21 protein-coding genes are annotated in these 18,496 nt (G+C 73.8%); 11 read left to right on the top strand and 10 right to left on the bottom strand.

What is annotated here, in order from left to right; all coding sequences use genetic code 11:
* Positions 1-5: 5 nt before the first annotated feature.
* On the bottom strand, positions 6-371 hold the full coding sequence (locus tag ACGFZL_RS00740; protein ID WP_393688642.1) for an ATP-binding protein: 366 nt from the start codon (positions 369-371) through the stop codon (positions 6-8).
* A 122-nt stretch (positions 372-493) separates the two neighbouring features.
* Here ACGFZL_RS00740 and ACGFZL_RS00745 point away from each other — a divergent pair, with 122 nt between their 5' ends.
* Genes ACGFZL_RS00745 through ACGFZL_RS00755 form a run of 3 tightly spaced genes read left to right on the top strand, consistent with a single transcriptional unit; the run spans position 494 to position 3,227 of the window.
* Positions 494-1,327 (top strand): helix-turn-helix domain-containing protein, encoded by an 834-nt coding sequence (locus tag ACGFZL_RS00745; protein WP_393687917.1) that lies wholly within the window; start codon positions 494-496, stop codon positions 1,325-1,327.
* Positions 1,302-1,556: a DUF397 domain-containing protein gene (locus ACGFZL_RS00750; protein ID WP_393687919.1), complete on the top strand. Its 255-nt coding sequence runs from the start codon at positions 1,302-1,304 to the stop codon at positions 1,554-1,556. The genes ACGFZL_RS00745 and ACGFZL_RS00750 overlap by 26 nt, the downstream gene beginning before the upstream one ends.
* Before the next feature lie 36 nt (positions 1,557-1,592).
* Entirely contained in the window at positions 1,593-3,227 is a 1,635-nt protein-coding gene (locus tag ACGFZL_RS00755; protein ID WP_393687921.1) for a hypothetical protein, read from the top strand.
* On the opposite strand, the gene ACGFZL_RS00760 is transcribed toward ACGFZL_RS00755, so the two are convergent.
* On the bottom strand, positions 3,181-5,232 hold the full coding sequence (locus ACGFZL_RS00760) for a bifunctional glycosyltransferase 87/phosphatase PAP2 family protein (RefSeq protein ID WP_393687923.1): 2,052 nt from the start codon (positions 5,230-5,232) through the stop codon (positions 3,181-3,183). The genes ACGFZL_RS00755 and ACGFZL_RS00760 overlap by 47 nt on opposite strands.
* Positions 5,233-5,604: 372 nt before the next feature.
* Here ACGFZL_RS00760 and proP point away from each other — a divergent pair, with 372 nt between their 5' ends.
* A complete protein-coding gene (gene proP, locus ACGFZL_RS00765; protein ID WP_393687925.1) occupies positions 5,605-6,984 on the top strand; it encodes a glycine betaine/L-proline transporter ProP in 1,380 nt (459 codons plus the stop codon).
* Positions 6,985-7,002: 18 nt separating this feature from the next.
* On the opposite strand, the gene ACGFZL_RS00770 is transcribed toward proP, so the two are convergent.
* Together ACGFZL_RS00770 and ACGFZL_RS00775 are read right to left on the bottom strand one after the other, a co-directional pair.
* Positions 7,003-7,854 carry an MOSC domain-containing protein gene (locus ACGFZL_RS00770; protein ID WP_393687927.1) on the bottom strand — a complete coding sequence of 284 codons (852 nt, stop codon included), beginning with the start codon at positions 7,852-7,854 and terminating at the stop codon, positions 7,003-7,005.
* Between the two features lie 6 nt (positions 7,855-7,860).
* A complete protein-coding gene (locus tag ACGFZL_RS00775; RefSeq protein WP_393687929.1) occupies positions 7,861-8,250 on the bottom strand; it encodes a hypothetical protein in 390 nt (129 codons plus the stop codon).
* A gap of 56 nt (positions 8,251-8,306) precedes the next feature.
* On the opposite strand from ACGFZL_RS00775, the gene ACGFZL_RS00780 reads away from it, so the two are divergent.
* Positions 8,307-8,717 (top strand): DUF1992 domain-containing protein, encoded by a 411-nt coding sequence (locus ACGFZL_RS00780; RefSeq protein WP_393687931.1) that lies wholly within the window; start codon positions 8,307-8,309, stop codon positions 8,715-8,717.
* 19 nt (positions 8,718-8,736) lie between these two features.
* Here the strand turns inward: ACGFZL_RS00780 and ACGFZL_RS00785 are convergent, their stop codons facing one another.
* Entirely contained in the window at positions 8,737-9,474 is a 738-nt protein-coding gene (locus ACGFZL_RS00785; RefSeq protein WP_393687933.1) for a hypothetical protein, read from the bottom strand.
* Between the two features lie 5 nt (positions 9,475-9,479).
* Positions 9,480-10,121: a hypothetical protein gene (locus ACGFZL_RS00790; RefSeq protein WP_393687935.1), complete on the bottom strand. Its 642-nt coding sequence runs from the start codon at positions 10,119-10,121 to the stop codon at positions 9,480-9,482.
* Between the two features lie 163 nt (positions 10,122-10,284).
* Between ACGFZL_RS00790 and ACGFZL_RS00795 the strand changes: the two genes are divergently transcribed.
* Positions 10,285-10,827 (top strand): GNAT family N-acetyltransferase, encoded by a 543-nt coding sequence (locus ACGFZL_RS00795; protein ID WP_393687937.1) that lies wholly within the window; start codon positions 10,285-10,287, stop codon positions 10,825-10,827.
* A gap of 34 nt (positions 10,828-10,861) precedes the next feature.
* The gene (locus ACGFZL_RS00800; RefSeq protein WP_393687939.1) at positions 10,862-11,848 is read left to right on the top strand and encodes a peptidoglycan-binding protein; all 987 of its coding nucleotides are present in this window, start codon (positions 10,862-10,864) and stop codon (positions 11,846-11,848) included.
* A gap of 18 nt (positions 11,849-11,866) precedes the next feature.
* On the opposite strand, the gene ACGFZL_RS00805 is transcribed toward ACGFZL_RS00800, so the two are convergent.
* A complete protein-coding gene (locus ACGFZL_RS00805) occupies positions 11,867-12,532 on the bottom strand; it encodes an HAD-IA family hydrolase (RefSeq protein WP_393687941.1) in 666 nt (221 codons plus the stop codon).
* Positions 12,533-12,910: 378 nt separating this feature from the next.
* Positions 12,911-13,492 (bottom strand): TMEM165/GDT1 family protein, encoded by a 582-nt coding sequence (locus tag ACGFZL_RS00810; RefSeq protein WP_393687943.1) that lies wholly within the window; start codon positions 13,490-13,492, stop codon positions 12,911-12,913.
* Positions 13,493-13,886: 394 nt separating this feature from the next.
* Here ACGFZL_RS00810 and ACGFZL_RS00815 point away from each other — a divergent pair, with 394 nt between their 5' ends.
* The 4 genes from ACGFZL_RS00815 to ACGFZL_RS00830 all read left to right on the top strand — a co-directional run bounded on the left by ACGFZL_RS00815 (position 13,887) and on the right by ACGFZL_RS00830 (position 17,627).
* On the top strand, positions 13,887-14,531 hold the full coding sequence (locus ACGFZL_RS00815; RefSeq protein WP_355166611.1) for an HNH endonuclease family protein: 645 nt from the start codon (positions 13,887-13,889) through the stop codon (positions 14,529-14,531).
* A gap of 57 nt (positions 14,532-14,588) precedes the next feature.
* A complete protein-coding gene (locus tag ACGFZL_RS00820) occupies positions 14,589-16,277 on the top strand; it encodes an alkaline phosphatase D family protein (RefSeq protein ID WP_393687946.1) in 1,689 nt (562 codons plus the stop codon).
* A 171-nt stretch (positions 16,278-16,448) separates the two neighbouring features.
* A complete protein-coding gene (locus ACGFZL_RS00825; protein ID WP_393687948.1) occupies positions 16,449-16,904 on the top strand; it encodes a DoxX family protein in 456 nt (151 codons plus the stop codon).
* A gap of 57 nt (positions 16,905-16,961) precedes the next feature.
* On the top strand, positions 16,962-17,627 hold the full coding sequence (locus tag ACGFZL_RS00830; RefSeq protein ID WP_393687950.1) for a DedA family protein: 666 nt from the start codon (positions 16,962-16,964) through the stop codon (positions 17,625-17,627).
* A gap of 15 nt (positions 17,628-17,642) precedes the next feature.
* On the opposite strand, the gene ACGFZL_RS00835 is transcribed toward ACGFZL_RS00830, so the two are convergent.
* Complete coding sequence (locus ACGFZL_RS00835; protein ID WP_355166603.1) at positions 17,643-17,873, bottom strand: DUF2277 domain-containing protein; 231 nt, start codon at positions 17,871-17,873, stop codon at positions 17,643-17,645.
* A gap of 4 nt (positions 17,874-17,877) precedes the next feature.
* On the bottom strand, positions 17,878-18,405 hold the full coding sequence (locus tag ACGFZL_RS00840; RefSeq protein ID WP_393687953.1) for a GNAT family N-acetyltransferase: 528 nt from the start codon (positions 18,403-18,405) through the stop codon (positions 17,878-17,880).
* Positions 18,406-18,496: the final 91 nt, after the last annotated feature.

Consider the following 18,496-nt stretch of genomic DNA (forward strand, 5'->3'; position numbering starts at 1 on the left):
CCCCGTCATCGAGCACTCGACACCTCGAACCACACCGTCTTGCCGCCCTCGATCCGCGGGCCCACGCCCCACTTGTCCGACACCGCCGCGACCAGGAGCAGGCCCCGGCCGCCCTCCGCGTCCGGACCCGGGTCCCCCAGCACCGGCAGCGCGGGGCAGCCGTCGGCGACCTCGACCCGGACGCCGTCGGCCCGCCGCTCCAGGAGCAGGGCGCAGCGGCGGTCGGGGACGTGGCGTACGACGTTGGCGAGCAGCTCCGTCACGCCCAGTTCCACCGCGTCGGTCAGCTCGGGCATCTCCCACTCGCTCAGGAAGGAGCGGGCGATGCGGCGCACGTGCCGGGCCGAGTGGGCGCCGACCGTGAAGGACATCCTGTGCCGGGAGGCAATGTATTCGTTCACCCTCCGAGCGTGACCGCCCACGACTACCCTGGGCTACGGAAGCAATACAACGCGTCCCCGCGTGGGCGGGGTTGTGTCGGAGGAGGCTTCGTGTGACCCACATCAACGTCCTCGACCCGGGCGCCTCGCCGCTCGACTACTACGGCTTCGAGCTACGCCGCTACCGGGAGGCCGCCGGTCTCACGCAGCGCCAGCTCGGCGAGATCGTCAACTACACCGGCTCCCTCATCGGCCAGATCGAAACGGCCCGCAAGTTGCCGACGCTGGAGTTCAGCGAACGGGTCGACGCGGCGCTGGGGACGGGCGGGTTACTGTCCCGTCTCGTCACGCTGGTCCTCCGCAGCCAGTTGCCGGCTTGGTTCCAGCAGGTTGCCGAGCTTCAGGCGCGGGCCACGGAGATCTACTCGTTCGACACGCACATGGTGCACGGTCTCCTCCAGACTCCGGCCTACGCCCGGGCCGTTCTCGGCGCGATGGACCAGAGCAACCTGGACGACCGCACCGCCGTCCGGATCGCCCGCCAGGGGATCTTGGAGAAGGAGGAATCGCCCGTCTTCTGGGCAGTGATCAGCGAGGCGGCACTGGCCCAAGAGATCGGCAACCCGGAGATCATGCGCGACCAACTCGGCCGCCTATTGAGCTTTGAAGCGGACCCTCGGATCAATGTCCAGGTGCTGCCGTTCTCGGTGGGAGTCCACGCCGGGCTGCAAGGATCGTTCGATCTCTACCGCTTCCCGAGCGACCCCGCCATCGTCTACACCGAGGGCTACGGCACTGGGCATTCAACTGCCAACCCAGACAGCGTCGCAGACGGTTCGCTCCGTTACGATCACCTGCAGGCCGCCGCGCTGTCCCTCAAGGACTCGGCGGAGTTGATCCGGCGCGTGATGGAGGAACGGTATGCAGACGGGCATCCAGTGGCGTAAGTCCAGCTACAGCAGCGACCAGGGCGGCAACTGTGTCGAGTGCGCCCCGCTCGGTCAACTCGCCTGGCGCAAGTCCTCCTACAGCGGCGACCAGGGCGGCAACTGCATCGAGGTCGCCGAAACAGCCTGCGTCGTCGCCGTCCGTGACTCCAAGGCCGCCCCCACCGGCCCCTCCCTCACCCTCTCCCCCACCGCTTTCGCCGACTTCGTGAACTGGGCCTCCGCGTAAGCCAACGTTTCCACCCCGTTTCACGTCTTCACCCCCGTGGTCCCCGCTGATCTCACCCTCACCCGGCCGGGCCCCCGGTCGGACCGGCGCCGGAACGAAGCGCTCCGCGCCGCTTACGTCCGGCACCGCGTCCCGCTGCTCGCCACGCTGCCCGTCCTCCCGCTCTACGCGCTGTGGTGGACCGTGCTGGCGACCGGCGGCGGTGACCTGGCGGCGCAGATCGCGTGGGCGGACTTCGCGGCGCGGCACGGGAGTTCGGCGTACGGATTGTTCTGGTACGGCGGCATGCACACCGCCAACTACAGCGTCATCTCGCCGTACCTGATGGCCGCCCTCGGCGTCCGCACCGTCACTGTCGCCGCGGGGCTGGCCTCGACCTGGCTGGCGGCCGTGCTGATCCGGCGTACCGGCGTACGGCACCCCCTCGGCCCCGCCCTGCTCGCCTCCCTCGCCCTGTGGTGCGACGTGGCGTCCGGGCGGACGACCTTCGCGCTGGGCGTCGCCTTCGGCCTGGCCGCGTGCGTGCTGCTGGCCGGCGAGCGGCGGCTGGTGCTGGCCGGCTGCTACGCGGCGCTGGCGACGATGGGCTCACCGGTCGCCGGGTTGTTCCTCGTCGTCGTAGGGGCGGGGTATCTGCTGGTGCGGGACTGGGGGCGGGCCCTGGTGCTCCTCGTGCCGCCCGCCGCCGTCGTCGGACTGACGACGTTGTTGTTCCCGTTCACCGGCGAGCAGTTGATGCCCGCCGACCGGATATGGCCCCCCGTATTGCTGGGGCTCGCCGTGACCGCCCTCGCCCCGCCCGGTTGGCGCGTCGCCCGGTGGAGCGGCGCCGTGTACGCGGGCGGGGTCGTGCTGACGTACCTCATCGCCTCCCCCATCGGCACGAACGTGGAGCGGTTCGCCGAGCTGTTCGCCCCGGCCGTGCTGCTCGCCGCGCTGCTGAGCGTGGAGCGGGGGCGGCGGGCGGCCCGTACCGGGCTCGTCCTCGTGCTCGTCTTCTCCGTGTGGTGGGTGGGCAAGAAGACCGCCGACGACCTGAAGGTCTCCACCGTGGTGCCGGGTTGGGCCGCCGACACCCGCGGAGTGGTCCGCGCCCTCGACGGGCTCGGCGCCGACCGCACCCGCGTCGAGGTGGTGCCCGCGCGCAACCACCGCGAGGCCGTGCGGCTGGCCCCGCACGTCAACATGGCCCGGGGCTGGAACCGGCAGCTCGACATGGAGCGGGCCCGGTTGTTCTACGACGGCAGCTTCGGCCCCGGCACCTACCGGGCGTGGCTGGACCGCTGGGGCGTCGGCCTGGTCGTGCTGCCGAAGGGCGCCCGGCCGGACGGGTACTCCAAGGCGGAGGCCGAGCTGATACGGGACGCCCGGCCCAAGTGGCTGGAGCCGGTCTGGCAGGACCGGCACTGGTCGGTGTACCGGGTGCGGGACGCCGTACCGCTGGTGTCCGCGCCCGGCGACGTCGTGACCACGTCCGGCGTCGACATGGTGCTGCGCGTGCACCGGCCCGGCGCGGTGACCCTGCGGGTGGCCTGGTCGCCCTGGCTGCGCTCCGACGGGGGGTGCCTGGCCCGGGACGGCGAGTTCACCCGGCTCACCGTCTCCGCGCCCGGCGAGTACCGGATCAGCTCGGCGTACGGTCCTTCGCGGGCCGCTCGGAGTCGGTGCTGACCTCGGCGGCGGCCGTCACCGTCCGGGCGCGGGGGCCCTGGAAGACGTAGGACAGGCCGAAGCCCGCGCCGACCACGGCCGCGCCGCCCACCGCGTCCAGGATCCAGTGGTTGCCGGTGGCGACGATGGCCGAGACGGTGAAGAGGGGGTGGAGGAGGGCGAGCGCCTTCATCCACGCCTTCGGCGCCACGATCGCGATGACCAGCCCGCACCACAGCGACCAGCCGAAGTGCAGCGAGGGCATCGCCGCGTACTGGTTGGTGAGGGCGGTCAGGGTGCCGTAGTCCGGCTGCGTGAAGTCCTGCACGCCGTGCACCGTGTCGATGATGCCGAGGCCCGGCATCAGGCGGGGCGGGGCGAGCGGGTAGAGCCAGAAGCCGAGCAGGGCGAGCAGGGTGGCGAAGCCGAGGGAGGCGCGGGCCCAGCGGTAGTCGACGGGGCGGCGCCAGTAGAGCAGGCCGAGGACGGTCAGCGGGACGACGAAGTGGAACGACGTGTAGTAGAAGTCGAAGAAGTCCCGCAGCCAGCCGACCTTCACCACCGCGTGGTTGACCGCGTGCTCGATGTCGAGGTGCAGGAAGCGCTCGATGTCGAGGATCTGGTGCCCGTGCCGCTCGGCCCGCTCCCGGCCCGCCGAGTTGCTGCCGCCGGTCGCCGCGAGGCGGACCTTGGAGTAGGCGGCGTAGGTGACCCGGATGAGCAGCAGCTCCAGAAGGAGGTTCGGGCGGGTCAGGACGCGGCGCAGGAAGGGGAGGAGGGGGATGCGGCGGAAGCGGGTCGGGACCGGCGGCGCGTGCTCGGTGGGGACCGGGGACAGGAAGTACGGGGAGGTGCGGGGCAGGAAGGGCACCGCCACGGCGGCGGCCAGCGCGGCGAGGAGGACCACGTTGTCGCGGAGGGTGCCGAGGACGGCCATGTTCGGCAGCAGCATCTTCGGCGGCAGCGTCATGACCAGGACGACGGCGACCGGCCACATGTACCGGTCGGAGGCCCGCCTGCCGACCCGGCCGACGACCGCGGGCAGCACCCAGAGCAGCTGGTGCTGCCAGGTGGTGGGCGAGACGGCGACGGCCGCGCAGCCGGTGACGGCGACGGCGAGGAGGAGCTGGCCGTCGCGGGCGTAGCGCACGGCGCGACGCAGGGCGAGGGCGGCGACGGCGGCGCCGAGGAGGAGGTAGAGGGCGATCTCCGCGGGGCCGTTGAGGCCGAGGCGGAGCAGGGCGCCGTGCAGGGACTGGTTGGCGAGGTCGTCGGCCGCGCCGCCCAGGCCGACGCCGGCCATGTGGTGCACCCAGTAGGTGTACGAGTCGTGCGCCATCGCGGCCCAGGCGACGGCGGTGCAGGCCGCGAAGGTGAGGGCGGTGGAGGCGGCGGCCCGGCGGCGGTCGGTGAACCACAGCAGGGGCGCGAAGAGCAGCATGGTGGGCTGGAGGGCGGCGGCGACGCCGATGAGGACGCCGCCCGCGCGTTCCCCTCGGACGACGAAGCAGCCCAGGAGGACGAGGAGCACCGGCAGGATGCTGGTCTGGCCGAGCCAGAGGGCGTTGCGCACCGGCAGGGAGGCCATCAGCAGGCTGACGGCGACCGGGGCGGCCAGCAGGGCGGTGCGGCGGCCGGCCGGCTGGGGCAGGGCGCGGGCGACGATCAGGCCGATGGCGACGACGAGCAGCAGCGAGCCGAAGGTCCAGCCCCAGCCGAGGGCCTGTTCGGCGGCGCGGGTGAGCGGTTTGAGGACGAGGCCGACGAACGGCGTGCCGGTGAACTCCGTGGAGTCGTAGAGGGAGCCCTTCACATGCAGGACGCCCTCGTCGCCGACCCAGGTCTCCAGGGCGGTGAGCCGCTCGCCCTCCGGGGTGCCCAGGACGGTGACGAGCTGGCGCGCGGCGAGGATCGCGGCGATCAGCCACAGTCCGAGCCGCGCGACGCGCAGCCGCGCCCTGGTCGCCTCGACGGACGGGGCCGCGAGGGCCTCCGCCGGTCGCCCGCCGTGCTCCGCGTTCGCCACGCCTCGTCGGCCTCCCGCCCCGGTTGTGACCGCGTACGTGTTCGTGTACGCCGTGTGATGTCCTTGCGAACCCTATGGGTCGTGCACCGTCCCTGGAGGGAGACGCAGGCTATGCCCTCTTAACCTGACCGGATCCCGGTCGGTTCCGCCCGATGTCCCGTTCCGGGAGCGAGAAGGATCACAAATCGGTGCGGCGGGCGGCGGTGCGTGGCCTCGTGATGTCCCTGCGTGCACGCGGTTTCGTGACCCCGGGCGCTGACGCGGCCACCCTGCGCGACGCGCGAGCCGCCACCTATGGTCGATTTCCGGCCAACAGCACACCGCCGTGCGGGCCGAGGTCCCCGTCCCCGTCGAAAGGTGGCGAGCGAAGTCTTGTCGGCCGCACCGATAGCCGCTGCTCCTCCGTCCCGTACGACCCCTTCCCGCACGGCGCCCCCGCCCCCCGCGTCGCCCACGACGACCGATCCCGCCCTTGTCCGGCGCGCCGTGAAGGCGGCGGCGCTCGGCAACGCGATGGAGTGGTTCGACTTCGGCGTCTACAGCTACATCGCGGTGACACTCGGCAAGGTCTTCTTCCCCTCGGGCAACCCGACGGCCCAGCTGCTCTCCACCTTCGGCGCCTTCGCGGCGGCCTTCCTGGTCCGGCCGCTGGGCGGCATGGTCTTCGGGCCGCTGGGCGACCGGGTGGGGCGGCAGAAGGTGCTCGCCGTCACGATGATCATGATGGCGGCGGGCACGTTCGCGATCGGCCTGATCCCGTCGTACGCGACGATCGGTGTCGGCGCTCCGGTGCTGCTCCTGCTGGCCCGGCTGGTGCAGGGCTTCTCCACCGGCGGTGAGTACGCGGGCGCGTCCACCTTCATCGCCGAGTACGCGCCGGACAAGCGGCGCGGGTTCCTGGGCAGCTGGCTGGAGTTCGGCACGCTGGCGGGTTACATCGGCGGGGCGGGCCTGGTCACGCTGATGACCGCGCTGCTCTCCGACGCCTCGATGGCGTCCTGGGGCTGGCGTATCCCGTTCCTGATCGCGGGGCCGATGGGCATCATCGGGCTGTACCTGCGGATGCGCCTTGAGGAGACCCCGGCCTTCGCGGCCGAGCTGGACAAGGCGGAGACCTCGCGGCCCCGCGTGCCGCTGCGCGACATGGTCACCGGGCAGTGGAAGGCGCTGCTGCTCTGCGTCGGCCTGGTCCTGGTCTTCAACGTCACCGACTACATGCTGCTGTCGTACATGCCGAGCTACCTGACGAGCGAGCTGAAGTACGACGAGACGCACGGCCTGCTGGTGGTCCTCGCGGTGATGGCCGTGATGATGATCGTCCAGCCCTTCGCGGGCGCCCTCACCGACCGCGTCGGCCGTCGCCCGGTCATCGCGGCGGGCTGTGCGGGCTTCCTGCTCCTGTCCGTGCCCGCCCTGCTCCTCATCCGCCAGGGCAGCCTGCTCGCGGTCGGCCTGGGCATGGCGGCCCTCGGCCTGCTCCTTGTCTGCTTCACGGCCGCGATGCCGGCGGCCCTGCCCGCCCTCTTCCCCACCCGGGTGCGCTACGGCTCCCTGTCCATCGGCTTCAACGTCTCGGTGTCGCTGTTCGGCGGCACGACGCCGCTGGTGGTGACGGCGCTGATCGGGGCGACCGGGAACATGATGATGCCCGCGTACTACATGATGGCGGCGGCCGTGATCGGCGGGGTCGCGGTCTGGTACATGAAGGAGTCGGCGGGCCGGCCGCTGCCGGGGTCGGCGCCGTCGGTCTGACCTCGCAGGGGTGGTTCTTCAGACCTCCGGGTCGCCCCAGGCGGTGACGCGTACCTCGTCGCCCACGGAGAGCTTGCCGGGGCGCAGCACGGCGTACTTCGTGCCGAAGGCGACGCCACCCTCGGGGGCCCGGCGGTAGCGGGCCAGGGTGCGCAGGGGCTCGGGGCCCGCCCTGGTGCCGGTGTGCTGGTCGACCATGGTGACGGCGCAGCGGATGGCGAGCTTGGCGTAGGCCAGTTCCGCGTCGCCGACGGTGATCCGGTGGGCGCGGTCCTCGGTGTGGGGGGTGTCCCAGCCGTCTACGACGATGTTGGGGCGGAACCGCTCCATGGGGACCGCCCGGGCACCCTCCGCGCCCTCCGCGCCCTTTTCGCCCAGCCGCTCGTGCAGCAGGGCCAGGGTGGACCGGGAGAGGACGTGCACGGCGCAGCTGTCGGCGTAGCCGGAGGTGCCGGGGGTGCGGCCGTCGGTGACGCGGTGGTGGTCCGCCGGTACGCGCACCAGGCGGCTCGGGGCGCCGAGGACGGCGGAGAGCCAGGCGGCGGCCTCGTCGCCCTGGTCGATGCCCGTGTACGGCGCCCCGAACAGGTCCACCGGGCGCGGGGGTCCCGAGGCGTCGACCTCGACGACCAGCGGGTCCGGGCCGGAGTCCGGGGCGTGCAGGGTGAGCGCCTCGCCGGCGGTGTCGATCTCGGGGCGGATCAGGGCCAGGCGGGGGTCGCGCCGCTGGGTGCGGAAGACGCCCGCCTCGCTGGTGACCATGAAGCTGCGGTCGTGAGCGAGGCCGGCGGGGGTCAGCAGCGCGGTGTGCGCGGGCACGCCCGCGCAGCCCTTGATCGGGTAGGACAGCAGGCTCGCGACCGTGGCCATGGGAGATCAGCCCTGGAGGTCTTCGAGGTAGAAGCCCACGTTCACGCTGCGCGGGCCGGAGCGGTCCTGGATGACGATCTCGCCGCTGCCGCCGCGGGGCAGGGCTACGGAGCCGCCGTAGGGGACCGGGGTGGGGCCGAGGCGGACCTCGGAGGAGGGGGTGGGCTGGGAGCCGCGCAGCCAGGTGAGGTGCCAGGTGGTGTCCGGGCCGCAGCGGAACTCCAGGTGGACGCGGGAGACGAACAGCCAGTCGTCCGGCGTGGCCAGGCGGCACAGGGACTTGTCGCGGCCCACCCGCAGCACCGCGCCCGGCTCGCTCGCCGCGTCGGCCATCTGCATGCCGGCGGTGGCGCCCGCGTCCGCCGCGGTGACGGCGGCCATGGTGAGTTCGAGCACGTGCGCTCCTTCGGCAGACCTCGCTCGATGATAGGTCGCCGGGTGACAATGGGGCCATGACCGAGCGGAAGCCACCCGGCGTGGAGTTCGAGACCTGGGTCGACCACCAGATCCGCGAGGCGGACGCCTGCGGCGCGTTCGACCGGCTGCCCGGCGCGGGGCGCCCGCTGCCGAGCGAGGTGGAAGCCTCGTACGACGAACTGTGGTGGGTCCGGCGGAAGATGGCCCGCGAGGGGCTGTCCGCGCTGCCCCCGACCCTCGCCCTGCGCAAGGAGGCCGAGGACGCGCTGGCCGCGGCCCTGGACGCGCCCTCCGAGGGGGCCGTCCGCCGGATCGTCGAGGACGTCAACGTCAAGATCCGGGACGTCATGTTCAAGCCGCCGCCCGGCCCCCCGCTGGGTAAGAAGCCCTACGACGTCGAAGAGGTCGTGCGGCTGTGGCGGGAGCGCCGGGCGGAGCGGGCGTGAGGCGCCTGAGCGCCCTGGATCAGAGGTGCGTCAGGCGGTCGGCCAGTTCGCGGTAGTCCTTCAGCGCGAGGCGGAGCTGCTCGGTGTCCTCGCCCTTCTCGTGCCAGGACGTGCGCAGGGTGCGGCGGCGGTGCGTGAGGGCGTCCGTCACGCGGGTCGCCAGCTCCTCCAGGACGCGGTCGGCCTCCTCGACGGACTCACGCGGGGTGTCGATGAAGCCGGCCACGGCGTGGTGGAGGCGCTGGCCGAGCTTGTCCAGCTCGTCGTGGGGGACGAGGGCGTCGGGCTTGGCGGCGGTGGGGGAGGCCGAGGTGGCCGCGCCGGTTGCGGTGGAGGCCGCGCCGGTTGCGCCCGCTGCGGTGGTTCCGGCGGCCCCGGGGGTCTTGGCTCCGGTGTGGGTGCCGAGGCCGGTGCCGGTGTCGGTGTCGGTGCGCGGGTGCGTCCCGCCGAGGCCGGTGTCGGCGCCCGTGCGCGGGTCGGCACCCGTGTGCGGCTCGGTCACCGTGTGGGGGTCGGCGGCTATGCCCGTCCCCTTGCCGGTCGACGTCTCCGACGCCGCCGTCCGCGCCGCGCCCGTCGGGGCGGGGTTCTCGGTGTGCAGGCCGGGGGTGGTCTCGGGGCGTGCGCCGGCCGTGTGGTCGGCGCCGGCGGCCGGGACCGGGTCGGGTGCCGTGGGGGCACCCTCGCGGTCGGCGTCCAGCGGCTTGTCCGGGCGTTCGGCGGGGCTGCCGCCGGGCTGCCGGGTGACGTCGGGCATGAAACTCAACTCTCCTTCGGCTGACGCTTGTTCATGGACCAGGAGTGGGAGGAACCGGTGGTCGGCTCGTGCCGGTCGCCGCGCGTCGCGACGCGGGAGCGGGAGCCGTCCCCGACCAGTTCCTCGAAGAGCGCGCGGGCGGCGACCATGGACTCGCGCATCTCCTCCGTCGCGGTGCCGCCGTCCTCACCCGCACGCGTGGCGAGGTGGACGCGGCGGTAGCCGTCGACGTGGTGGGCGTGGTGCACGGACAGCGCGGAGAACTGCTCCTCGTACTGGGCGCCGTCGGGGAAGCCCCGCGCGCCCGCGACCTCGGCGACCAGCCGGTCGGCCTCGGCGACGGCCTCCCGCGGGGAGTCGACGAAGCGCTCCTGGGCGGCGGCCCAGCGCCCCTCGAACCGCTCGCGCTCGGCCGGCTCGAGGGCCTTCGGCTGGAGCGAGCCGTGCCGCTCCACGCGCTCGGCCAGCTCGCGCTCGGCGGCCGCCGTGTCACCGTCGTGCCGGGCCACGGCCCGGTCGTACTCGGGCCCGAAGCGGCGCTTCAGGTTCCCGTGCTGCGAGCCCCGTGCCCGCCGGGCCAGGAAGGCCCCGACGACGAGCACGGCCACCACGATCACGATCAAAACGATGATCAAGCCTGTGGACATGAGTGCCTTCCGGGTTCGGACCCAACCACCGGCCCCTCGAACGGACCGGCTCCCGCATCGGATTGCCCCGAAGCACGCCCGCAAACGGCTGGTTGGGGCCGGGGCGGGCCCGCGGCCGGAAATACGTTCGCCCGGGGACGGAGGCGTACGGACAATGCCCCGCATGACGACCTGGACCATCACCCCGGAGCCGCACGACTCCCCCCTCGCCGCCGCGCTCTGGCGGACGTACTACACCGAGGTCAGCGACCGTTGGTACCTGCTCCACGAGGGCCGGCGGACCTCCACCGAGGAGCTGGAACGGGAGATCGCCGCCGAGTCCGGGGCCGAACTCGCCCCGCCCGACAGCAGGTTGCTGGTCGCCCGGTGCGGCGGTGAGCCGGCCGGCTGCGTCGGCGTACGGCTCCTGGACCCCGGCACCGCCGAGCTGAAGCGGGTGTTCCTGTACGAGGGGATGCGCGGCCGGGGCGGTGCGGCGCGGCTGGTGCGGGCGGCCGAGGAGGCGGCGCGGGCGCTGGGCGCGGCCCGGATGGTGCTGGACACCCGGAGCGACCTGGTCGAGGCCCGCGCGCTGTACACGCGGCTCGGCTACCGGGAGACCGCCCCGCACAACGACTCCCCTTACGCCGAGCACTGGTTCACCAAGCCGCTGGAGCCGGCGGACGGCACCGGCTCCGGCACCGAAGTGTGGAGAACGTCTGCATAATCTCTGTAGCTCACGCGAGGGGAGGGACGTGCGCATGGAGGAGCAGAGGCAGCCGTGCCCGGAGTGCGGGGCCGCCCGGGAGGCGGACAACACGCCGGCGTGCGGGTGCGGTCGGCGCACGTCGGACGCCCTGCGCGAGGCGCGCACGGCCGAGGCGGCGGCGACCGAGGACTTCGAGCCGCTGCGGATCCGGCCGTACGTGGAGCTGCGGGACGGCGGCGAGGCCGCGGCCCCGGACCCGGACGCCACCATGACGCTGCGCGCGGTCGAGGCCGGGCCGGGCGTGCCCAGCGCCGGGGACCTGCGGCTGTTCGAGTCGGCGGGCGGCGGCGCCACGGCGGCCACGGGCCCGAGTGGGCGGCCCCCGCGCGGCCGGCGGCGCCGCAACGCGCTGCTCGCCGCCACGGGCGCCCTGGCGGTCGTCATCGGCGCGGCGGGATACGCCAGCGGGCTCTTCTCCTACGAGACGCCCTCGCGCGACGGCGCCCTGCCCGACGAGGTGCGGGCCGGCGTCCCGGACGCCGCGACGGACCCGGCCGCCGCGTCCCCGGACGCCCCCGGCCCGGGCGCCGGTGCTCCGGGCCGGGCGACGGCGTCCGCGTCACCCTCCCCGTCCGCCTCGCCCTCCGCGTCGGCGTCGGTGTCCGAGAGCCCGAGCCCGAGCGCGACGCCCTCGCGACCCGCGTCTCCGACGAGCGCGCCGTCCACCCCGTCCGGGCCGCCCGCGCCGACCGCAACCGCGCCGGACGCGCCTCCCAGTGACTCGGCGGGTCTCCTGCCGGAGGCTCCTGCGGACGGCGGCTCGCTCGGCCCCGGCGACCAGGGGCCCGAGGTGCTGGAACTCCAGCAGCGGCTGGGCCAGTTGTACCTGTACATCGGCGCCCGGGACGGCACGTACAACCGCCAGGTCGAGTACGCGGTGCGCACCTACCAGTGGGCGCGCGGCCTTCGCTCCGAGGAGCTGGGCGTCTACGGGCCGGCGACGCGGCGGATGCTGGAGTCGGAGACGCGGGAGCCGTAAGGGTCCGGGCGTCAGCTTTCAGCCGATGACGAGCCGGATCTCCCCGTCCGCGCCGCTCTCCACCCGCACCGCCGTCAGGTCCGGCACGACCACGTCCGGGCCGTGCGCGCCGGCGCGCGGGCCGACGCCGACCACGCGCATCCCGGCGGCGCGTGCCGCGGCGATGCCGGCGCCGGAGTCCTCGAAGGCCACGCAGTCGGCGGGCGCGACGCCCAGCTCGGCGGCGCCCTTGAGGAAGCCCTCGGGGTGCGGCTTGCTGGCGTCGACCGACTCGGCGGTGACGCGGACGTCCGGCTGGGCGAGCCCCGCGGCGGCCATCCGGGCCGTGGACAGGGCGACGTCCGCGGAGGTCACCAGGGCGTGCGGCAGGCCGCGCAGGGCGGCGAGGAACTCCGGCGCCCCGGGGACCGGCACGACGCCCTCGGTGTCGGCGGTCTCCTCGGCGAGCATGCGGGCGTTGTCGGCGTGGTTCTGCTCCATGGGGCGGTCCGGCAGCAGCAGCGCCATCGAGGCGTAGCCCTGCCGGCCGTGCACGACCTTCATCACCGCGTCGCCGTCCAGCCCCTGCCGACCGGCCCAGCGGCGCCAGACGCGCTCCACCGCGGCATCGGAGTTGACGAGGGTGCCGTCCATGTCCAGGAGCAGGGCGCGGGCGGTGAGAACGGTGGTGGCGGTGGCCGGCATCGGCGGATCTCCAAGGCGCACGGGATGGGACAAGGTGGCCCCGCCCGCCGGTCAGGGAAAACGGACGGGAACCACTTTGTTCCCCCACGGTACAAAACAACCCCGCTTCGCGCCACCAAGCCGGCCCCGACCGCAACGCCCCAGGGGCGCGGGCTCGAACCATCCAGCCGACGTGACAGCAACCCCCCAGGGGCGCGGGGAACTGCGCGACCAGCCACGACGCACCCGCGCCCGGAGTCATAGCGCAACCCGGCACTTCGGGGGGGGCGTGGCGCAGCCCGGCGCGACGGGGTGCCGCTGCGCCCACCCGTGCCGCCCCAGCGGCACGACTGCCCGCAGCTGGGGCAGCGAGCGGCGCAGCCGACGCACCCGCGAGGGTCAACCGGCGATGGCCTCCCAGAGGCTCCACACGCCCAGGCCGATCATCAGCAGCGCCGCCACCTTGGTGATCAACGCCAACGGCACCCGCCTCATCAACGCCTTCCCACCGACGATGCCCAACCCAGCCACCGCCCACAGCGCAAGCACCGCACCGAGCCCGACGGAGATCGGATCGTCGTACCGCGCAGCGAGATTCGCGGTCATGATCTGCGTCAGGTCCCCGAACTCGGCGACCAGGATGAGCATGAACCCCGCCCCCGCGACCTTCCAGAAGGACTGGTCCCCCGGCGCCCGGACCTCCTCCTCCCCCTCGTCCCCCTTCATCAGCAGCACCGCCGCACCGCCGAGGAAGAGCACACCGGTGATCGCCTGCACCAACTGCCGCGGCAGCAGCGTCAGCACGCTGCCCGCGGCGACCGCGAGCACGACGTGCAGCAGGAACGCGGCGGCGACGCCGGCGAAGACGTAGGAGGCGCGGTAGCGGGTGCCGAGGACGAGGCCGGCGAGCGCGGTCTTGTCCGGCAGTTCGGCGAGGAAGACGACGCCGAAGACGAGCGCCGTCACGGTGAGGCTGATCAAGGGATCCTCTGTCGGTCGGGGCCGCCCCGCCGAAGGACCCTGACGCGCGCGACACGCGAGACACCTCGGCACGGCAGCACACGGTCCGCCCATGCCGTCGGGCGCGGGCGTGCACTGCTTGCCGAAGGTCTCGCTGGCGGCCCCGCGCACGGGTCCCGCCTCCGGGCGCCGGCTCAGGCGAGCTGAGCAGTATGTCGACGGTCCGGCGAAGAGCTACTCCCCTTCTGCGCCGTCCATCGTACGCGACGCCTCCGACCCCCCGAAGTCCGTCACGGACGTAGACGTGCCATGCACACGTCACTAGCTTCTTACCCGCCGCACATCCGCACGCCACACGGCGGTTCGAGCATTCCCCTGCTCGCACCCCAACACCCCCACGCCCCAGGGAGTTCGCATGCCGAAGTTCTACGCGCGTCGACGGTTCGGCCTCGTCGCGGCGCTCACCGGCCTCATAGCCTCCGCCGGGTTCCTGAACGGCCCGGCCGCCTCCGCCGCCCTGCCCACCCCGGTCAGCGGCGCCACCGCCCGCGGCTACCTCGCCTCGCTGACCGTCGCCACCGAGAACCGCACCGGCTACGACCGCGACCTCTTCCCCCTCTGGATCACCCAGTCCGGCTCCTGCAACACCCGCGAGACCGTCCTCAAGCGCGACGGCTCCGGCGTCGTCACCGACTCCTCCTGCGCCGCCACCAAGGGCAGCTGGTACTCCCCCTACGACGGCGCCACCTGGACCGCCGCCTCCGACCTCGACATCGACCACCTGGTCCCGCTCGCCGAGGCGTGGGACTCCGGCGCCGGCTCCTGGACCACCGCCCGGCGCCAGTCCTTCGCCAACGACCTGACCCGCCCCCAGCTCCTCGCGGTCACCGACAACGTCAACCAGGCCAAGGGCGACCAGGACCCCGCCACCTGGCTGCCCTCGCGCACCGACTACCGCTGCACCTACGTGCGCGCCTGGGTGCAGGTGAAGTACTACTACGGCCTGTCCGTCGACTCCGCCGAGAAGTCCGCGCTGACCAGCCAGCTCGCCGGCTGCTGACGCCGCGGCCCGTGGAGCCGCTGCGTACCGGGCGGCTCCACGGGAAGGGGTCTGGGCATGAGCGACACGACCGGCGGCACCGGCACGTCCGGCCCGTCCCGCCCGACCGACACCTCCGCGCTGCGCCTGGGCCCGGTGCTGCGCTACACCGACGGCGCCTCGGCCACCGTCTGGGTCGAGACGACCGGCCCCCGCACCGCCGAGGTGCGGTGCGCCGACGGCGCCGGCGGCTCGGCCCGTACCTTCCACATCGCCGGGCACGACTACGCGCTGGTGGAGGTGACCGGCCTCACTCGGGGCACGTCGACGCCGTACGAGGTGTTCCTGGACGGCGAACGGGTGTGGCCCGAGGCGGAGTCCCGCTTCCCGCCCTCCGTGATCGCCACCCCCGCCGAGGACGCGGCGACCCGCATCTCCTTCGGCTCCTGCCGCTGGGCCGCCCCCTCCGACGGCAAGGACCCGGTCGGCCCGGACGCCCTGGACACCCTCTCCACCCGCGTCGCCGCCGACCCCGACGGCGAGCGGCCCGACGTCCTGCTGCTCCTCGGCGACCAGGTCTACGCCGACGAGGTCTCCGACGCCACGCGCGAGTGGCTGGCCGAACGCCGCGACCTGGACCGCGCGCCGGGCGCCCAGGTCTCGGACTACGAGGAGTACACCCATCTCTACGACGAGTCGTGGAGCGACCCCGAGGTGCGCTGGCTGCTGTCCACCGTGCCCAGCTGCATGATCTTCGACGACCACGACGTCATCGACGACTGGAACACCTCCGACGCCTGGCTCGCCGAGATGCGGACCACCGACTGGTGGCAGAAGCGCCTGCTCAGCGGGCTGATGTCGTACTGGGTCTACCAGCACCTCGGCAACCTCTCCCCCGCCGAACTGGCCGACGACCCCCTCTGGGCGGCCGTCCGCGAGGCGCCCGACGGCACGGCCGCGCTGCGCGAGTTCGCCGAGCGGGCCGACGCCGACCCGGCCTCCGTGCGCTGGAGCTACCGGCGCGACTTCGGCACCGTACGCGTGCTGATGGTCGACTCCCGCGCCGCCCGCGTCCTGGACGAGCAGCACCGCTCGATGCTCGACGCGACCGAGGCCACCTGGCTGCGCGAGCAGGTCATGGACGGGCACGGCTCCTATGACCACCTCCTCATCGGCACCTCGCTGCCCTGGCTGATGCCGCACCTGGTGCACGACCTGGAGACCTGGAACGCGTCGATCTGCGGCGGCGAGCGGGGCGCGCGCTGGGCCCGGCTCGGGGAGAAGCTGCGGCGCGCGGCCGACCTGGAGCACTGGGCGGCCTTCCCGTCCTCCTTCGACTCCCTCGCCGACCTGATCGCCGAGGCCGGCACGGGGGCGGGCGCGCCGGCGACCGTCAACGTCCTCTCCGGTGACGTCCACCACGCCTACGTCGCCGAGCCGACCTGGCCCGAGGGGCGCGGCCCGGAGGCCCGGGTGACGCAGCTGACCTGCTCGCCGGTGCACAACTCGGTGCCGCCGTACATGCGGGTGGGCTTCCGGTTCGGCTGGAGCGGCTCGGCCCGCGCGCTGGGGCGGCGCATCGCGCGGCACGGGCGCTGCGCGCCCTCGGCGGTGGACTGGAGGCGCACCGGGGGGCCCTGGTTCGGCAACCAGTTGATGACGCTGACCCTGCGGGGGCGCTCCGCGCGGCTGACGCTGGAGCAGGCGCGGGCGGAGCGCACGGGGAAGTCGGCGCTGCGGGTGATCGAGGAGCGGGGGCTGGCGTAGCGGTCGGTGCGGGGGTCGGGCGGTGGAGGGTGCAGCGGTGGGGCGGTGGGGCGGAACTGTGGCCGATGTTGAACTTGCAAGCATTAGTTAGGTTCACCTAACGTGGCTGCCCACTCGGTTCCGTCCCCCCACCGGCCCGCCCCCGGGCCGACCGACCGAAGGAGCACCCCCATGTCCGGACGCCTAGACAGCGCCCAGCCCTACGCCCTCGGCCTGTTCCGCATAGTCGTCGGCCTGCTCTTCGCCTGCCACGGCGCCGCCGCCCTGTTCGGCGTGCTCGGCGGCGCCGTCGGCACCGACGGCGGGACCGTGGACGCGGGGACCTGGCCCGGCTGGTACGCGGCCGTGATCCAACTGGTGGGCGGGGTGCTGGTGATGCTGGGCCTGGGCACCCGGGTCGCCGCGGTCGTCGCCTCGGGCTCCATGGCGTACGCGTACTTCAAGGTGCACCAGCCGGGCGCCCTGTGGCCGATGGAGAACGGCGGCGAGGCGTCCGCGATGTTCTGCTGGGCCTTCCTGCTGCTGGTCTTCACCGGGTCCGGCGCGTTCGGCCTGGACCGGCTGCTGACCCGGCGCACGGCGGAGGGCGCCGAGCCGGCGGCAGAGCAGAGGCCGGTCGCGGCCTGAAACAGCCTCCCCTCGCACCCCGGTCGCCCCTTCTGTCACACCCCGGGCGTACGCTGTATGGCTTACGGGGGACATCGGGGAGCTGTGGTGGTGGAGAGTCTGGGAAGTGTCGGGCCGCTGATCGGCAGCCCGTGGATCTACGCGCTGGTCGCACTGTCGGTGCTGCTCGACGTGTTCCTGCCGGTGCTGCCGAGCGGCGTGCTGGTGATCGCCGCCGCCACGGCGGCCGCGGCGGGCTCGGGCGCGGCGGCGGACGCGGTCCCGCACGACGTGCCCGACATCCTGCTCCTGCTCCTCTGCGCCGCGACGGCCTCCGTCCTCGGCGACCTGGCCGCCTACCGCCTGGCCTGGCGGGGCGGGCCGCGCCTGGACCGGGCGATCGCCCGCTCCCGCCGGCTCAGCGCGGCGCAGGAACGCCTCGGCGGCGCCCTGGCCCGGGGCGGCGGCGCGCTCGTCGTCCTCGCCCGGTTCGCCCCGGCCGGCCGCTCGGTCGTCTCCCTCGTCGCCGGCGCGGCCCACCGCCGGGTCCGCGAGTTCCTCCCCTGGTCCGCCCTGGCCGGCCTCTCCTGGGCGGGCTACAGCGTCGCCCTCGGCTACTTCGGCGCCCAGTGGCTCGGCGCGACCTGGCTGGCGACGGGCGTGTCCCTCCTCGCCCTGCTGGGCGCGGGCGCGGGGGCGGCGTACCTGGTGCGCCGGCCCGCGGAGGCGTCGGGGGCCGCCTGAGCGCGGACGCCGAGGTCAGCCGGCCCGCCGGGCGGGCACCCCTCTGATCTCCAAGCCGTCCAGGAGGTCGGCCGTGGCCTGGGCGATGGTGTCCACGGCGCGGTCGAAGACCTCGCGGTTGTGGGCGGCCGGGGCGCGGAAGCCGGAGACCTTGCGGACGTACTGGAGGGCGGCGGCGCGGATGTCGTCCTCCGTCGCCTCCTCCGGCAGTACCGGCGGGCGGAGCGTCTTGATGCTGCGGCACATGGTTTCAGTCTCCTCCTGGAAGTCGGTCCAGATCCACCCGCCAGTCGTTCGACCGGATCCAGTGGCCCTTCGGGTACTCGAAGTCGGCCTGCCCGCGCAGGGTGAAACCGGCGCTGCGGCAGACGCCGTTGGAGGCCGGGTGGTCGACGCTCGGGTAGGCGTGCAGATAGCGACGCGTCCCGGCGGCGCGGGCCTCGGGCAGCAGCGCGCGGACGGCCCGCGCGGCCAGCCCCCGGCCCTGGAACTCCGGCAGGACACCCCAGCCGGCCTCCCACACCTCCGCGTCCTGCCAGGACCGCGGCCAGTACCCCACGGATCCGACGGTCTCCCCACCGTCCGCCAGCGTCACCCGGTACATCCGCCCCGGGCCCAGCTCCACGTAGCGGCGCTGGCGGGCGACCAGTTGCTCCTCGGTCTCCGGGCCGCCCAGGTGCTCTGTCATCTCCGGGCTGTTGGTCCGGCGCAGCAACCACAGATCCCCGTCCGACCAGAGCACCAGCCGCACCCGCTGCCCACCGCCCACGTCGCTCATGTCCCCACGGTAGGGCGGGGGTCTGACAACGGGCACTCCCGCGGGCCGGGTGTGATGCATGGGGCGGCAGGGGGAAGGGGAACCGGTGACC

Origin of the sequence: Streptomyces sp. NPDC048182, assembly GCF_043202555.1 — a bacterium.
In the GTDB taxonomy this organism is placed as follows: domain Bacteria; phylum Actinomycetota; class Actinomycetes; order Streptomycetales; family Streptomycetaceae; genus Streptomyces.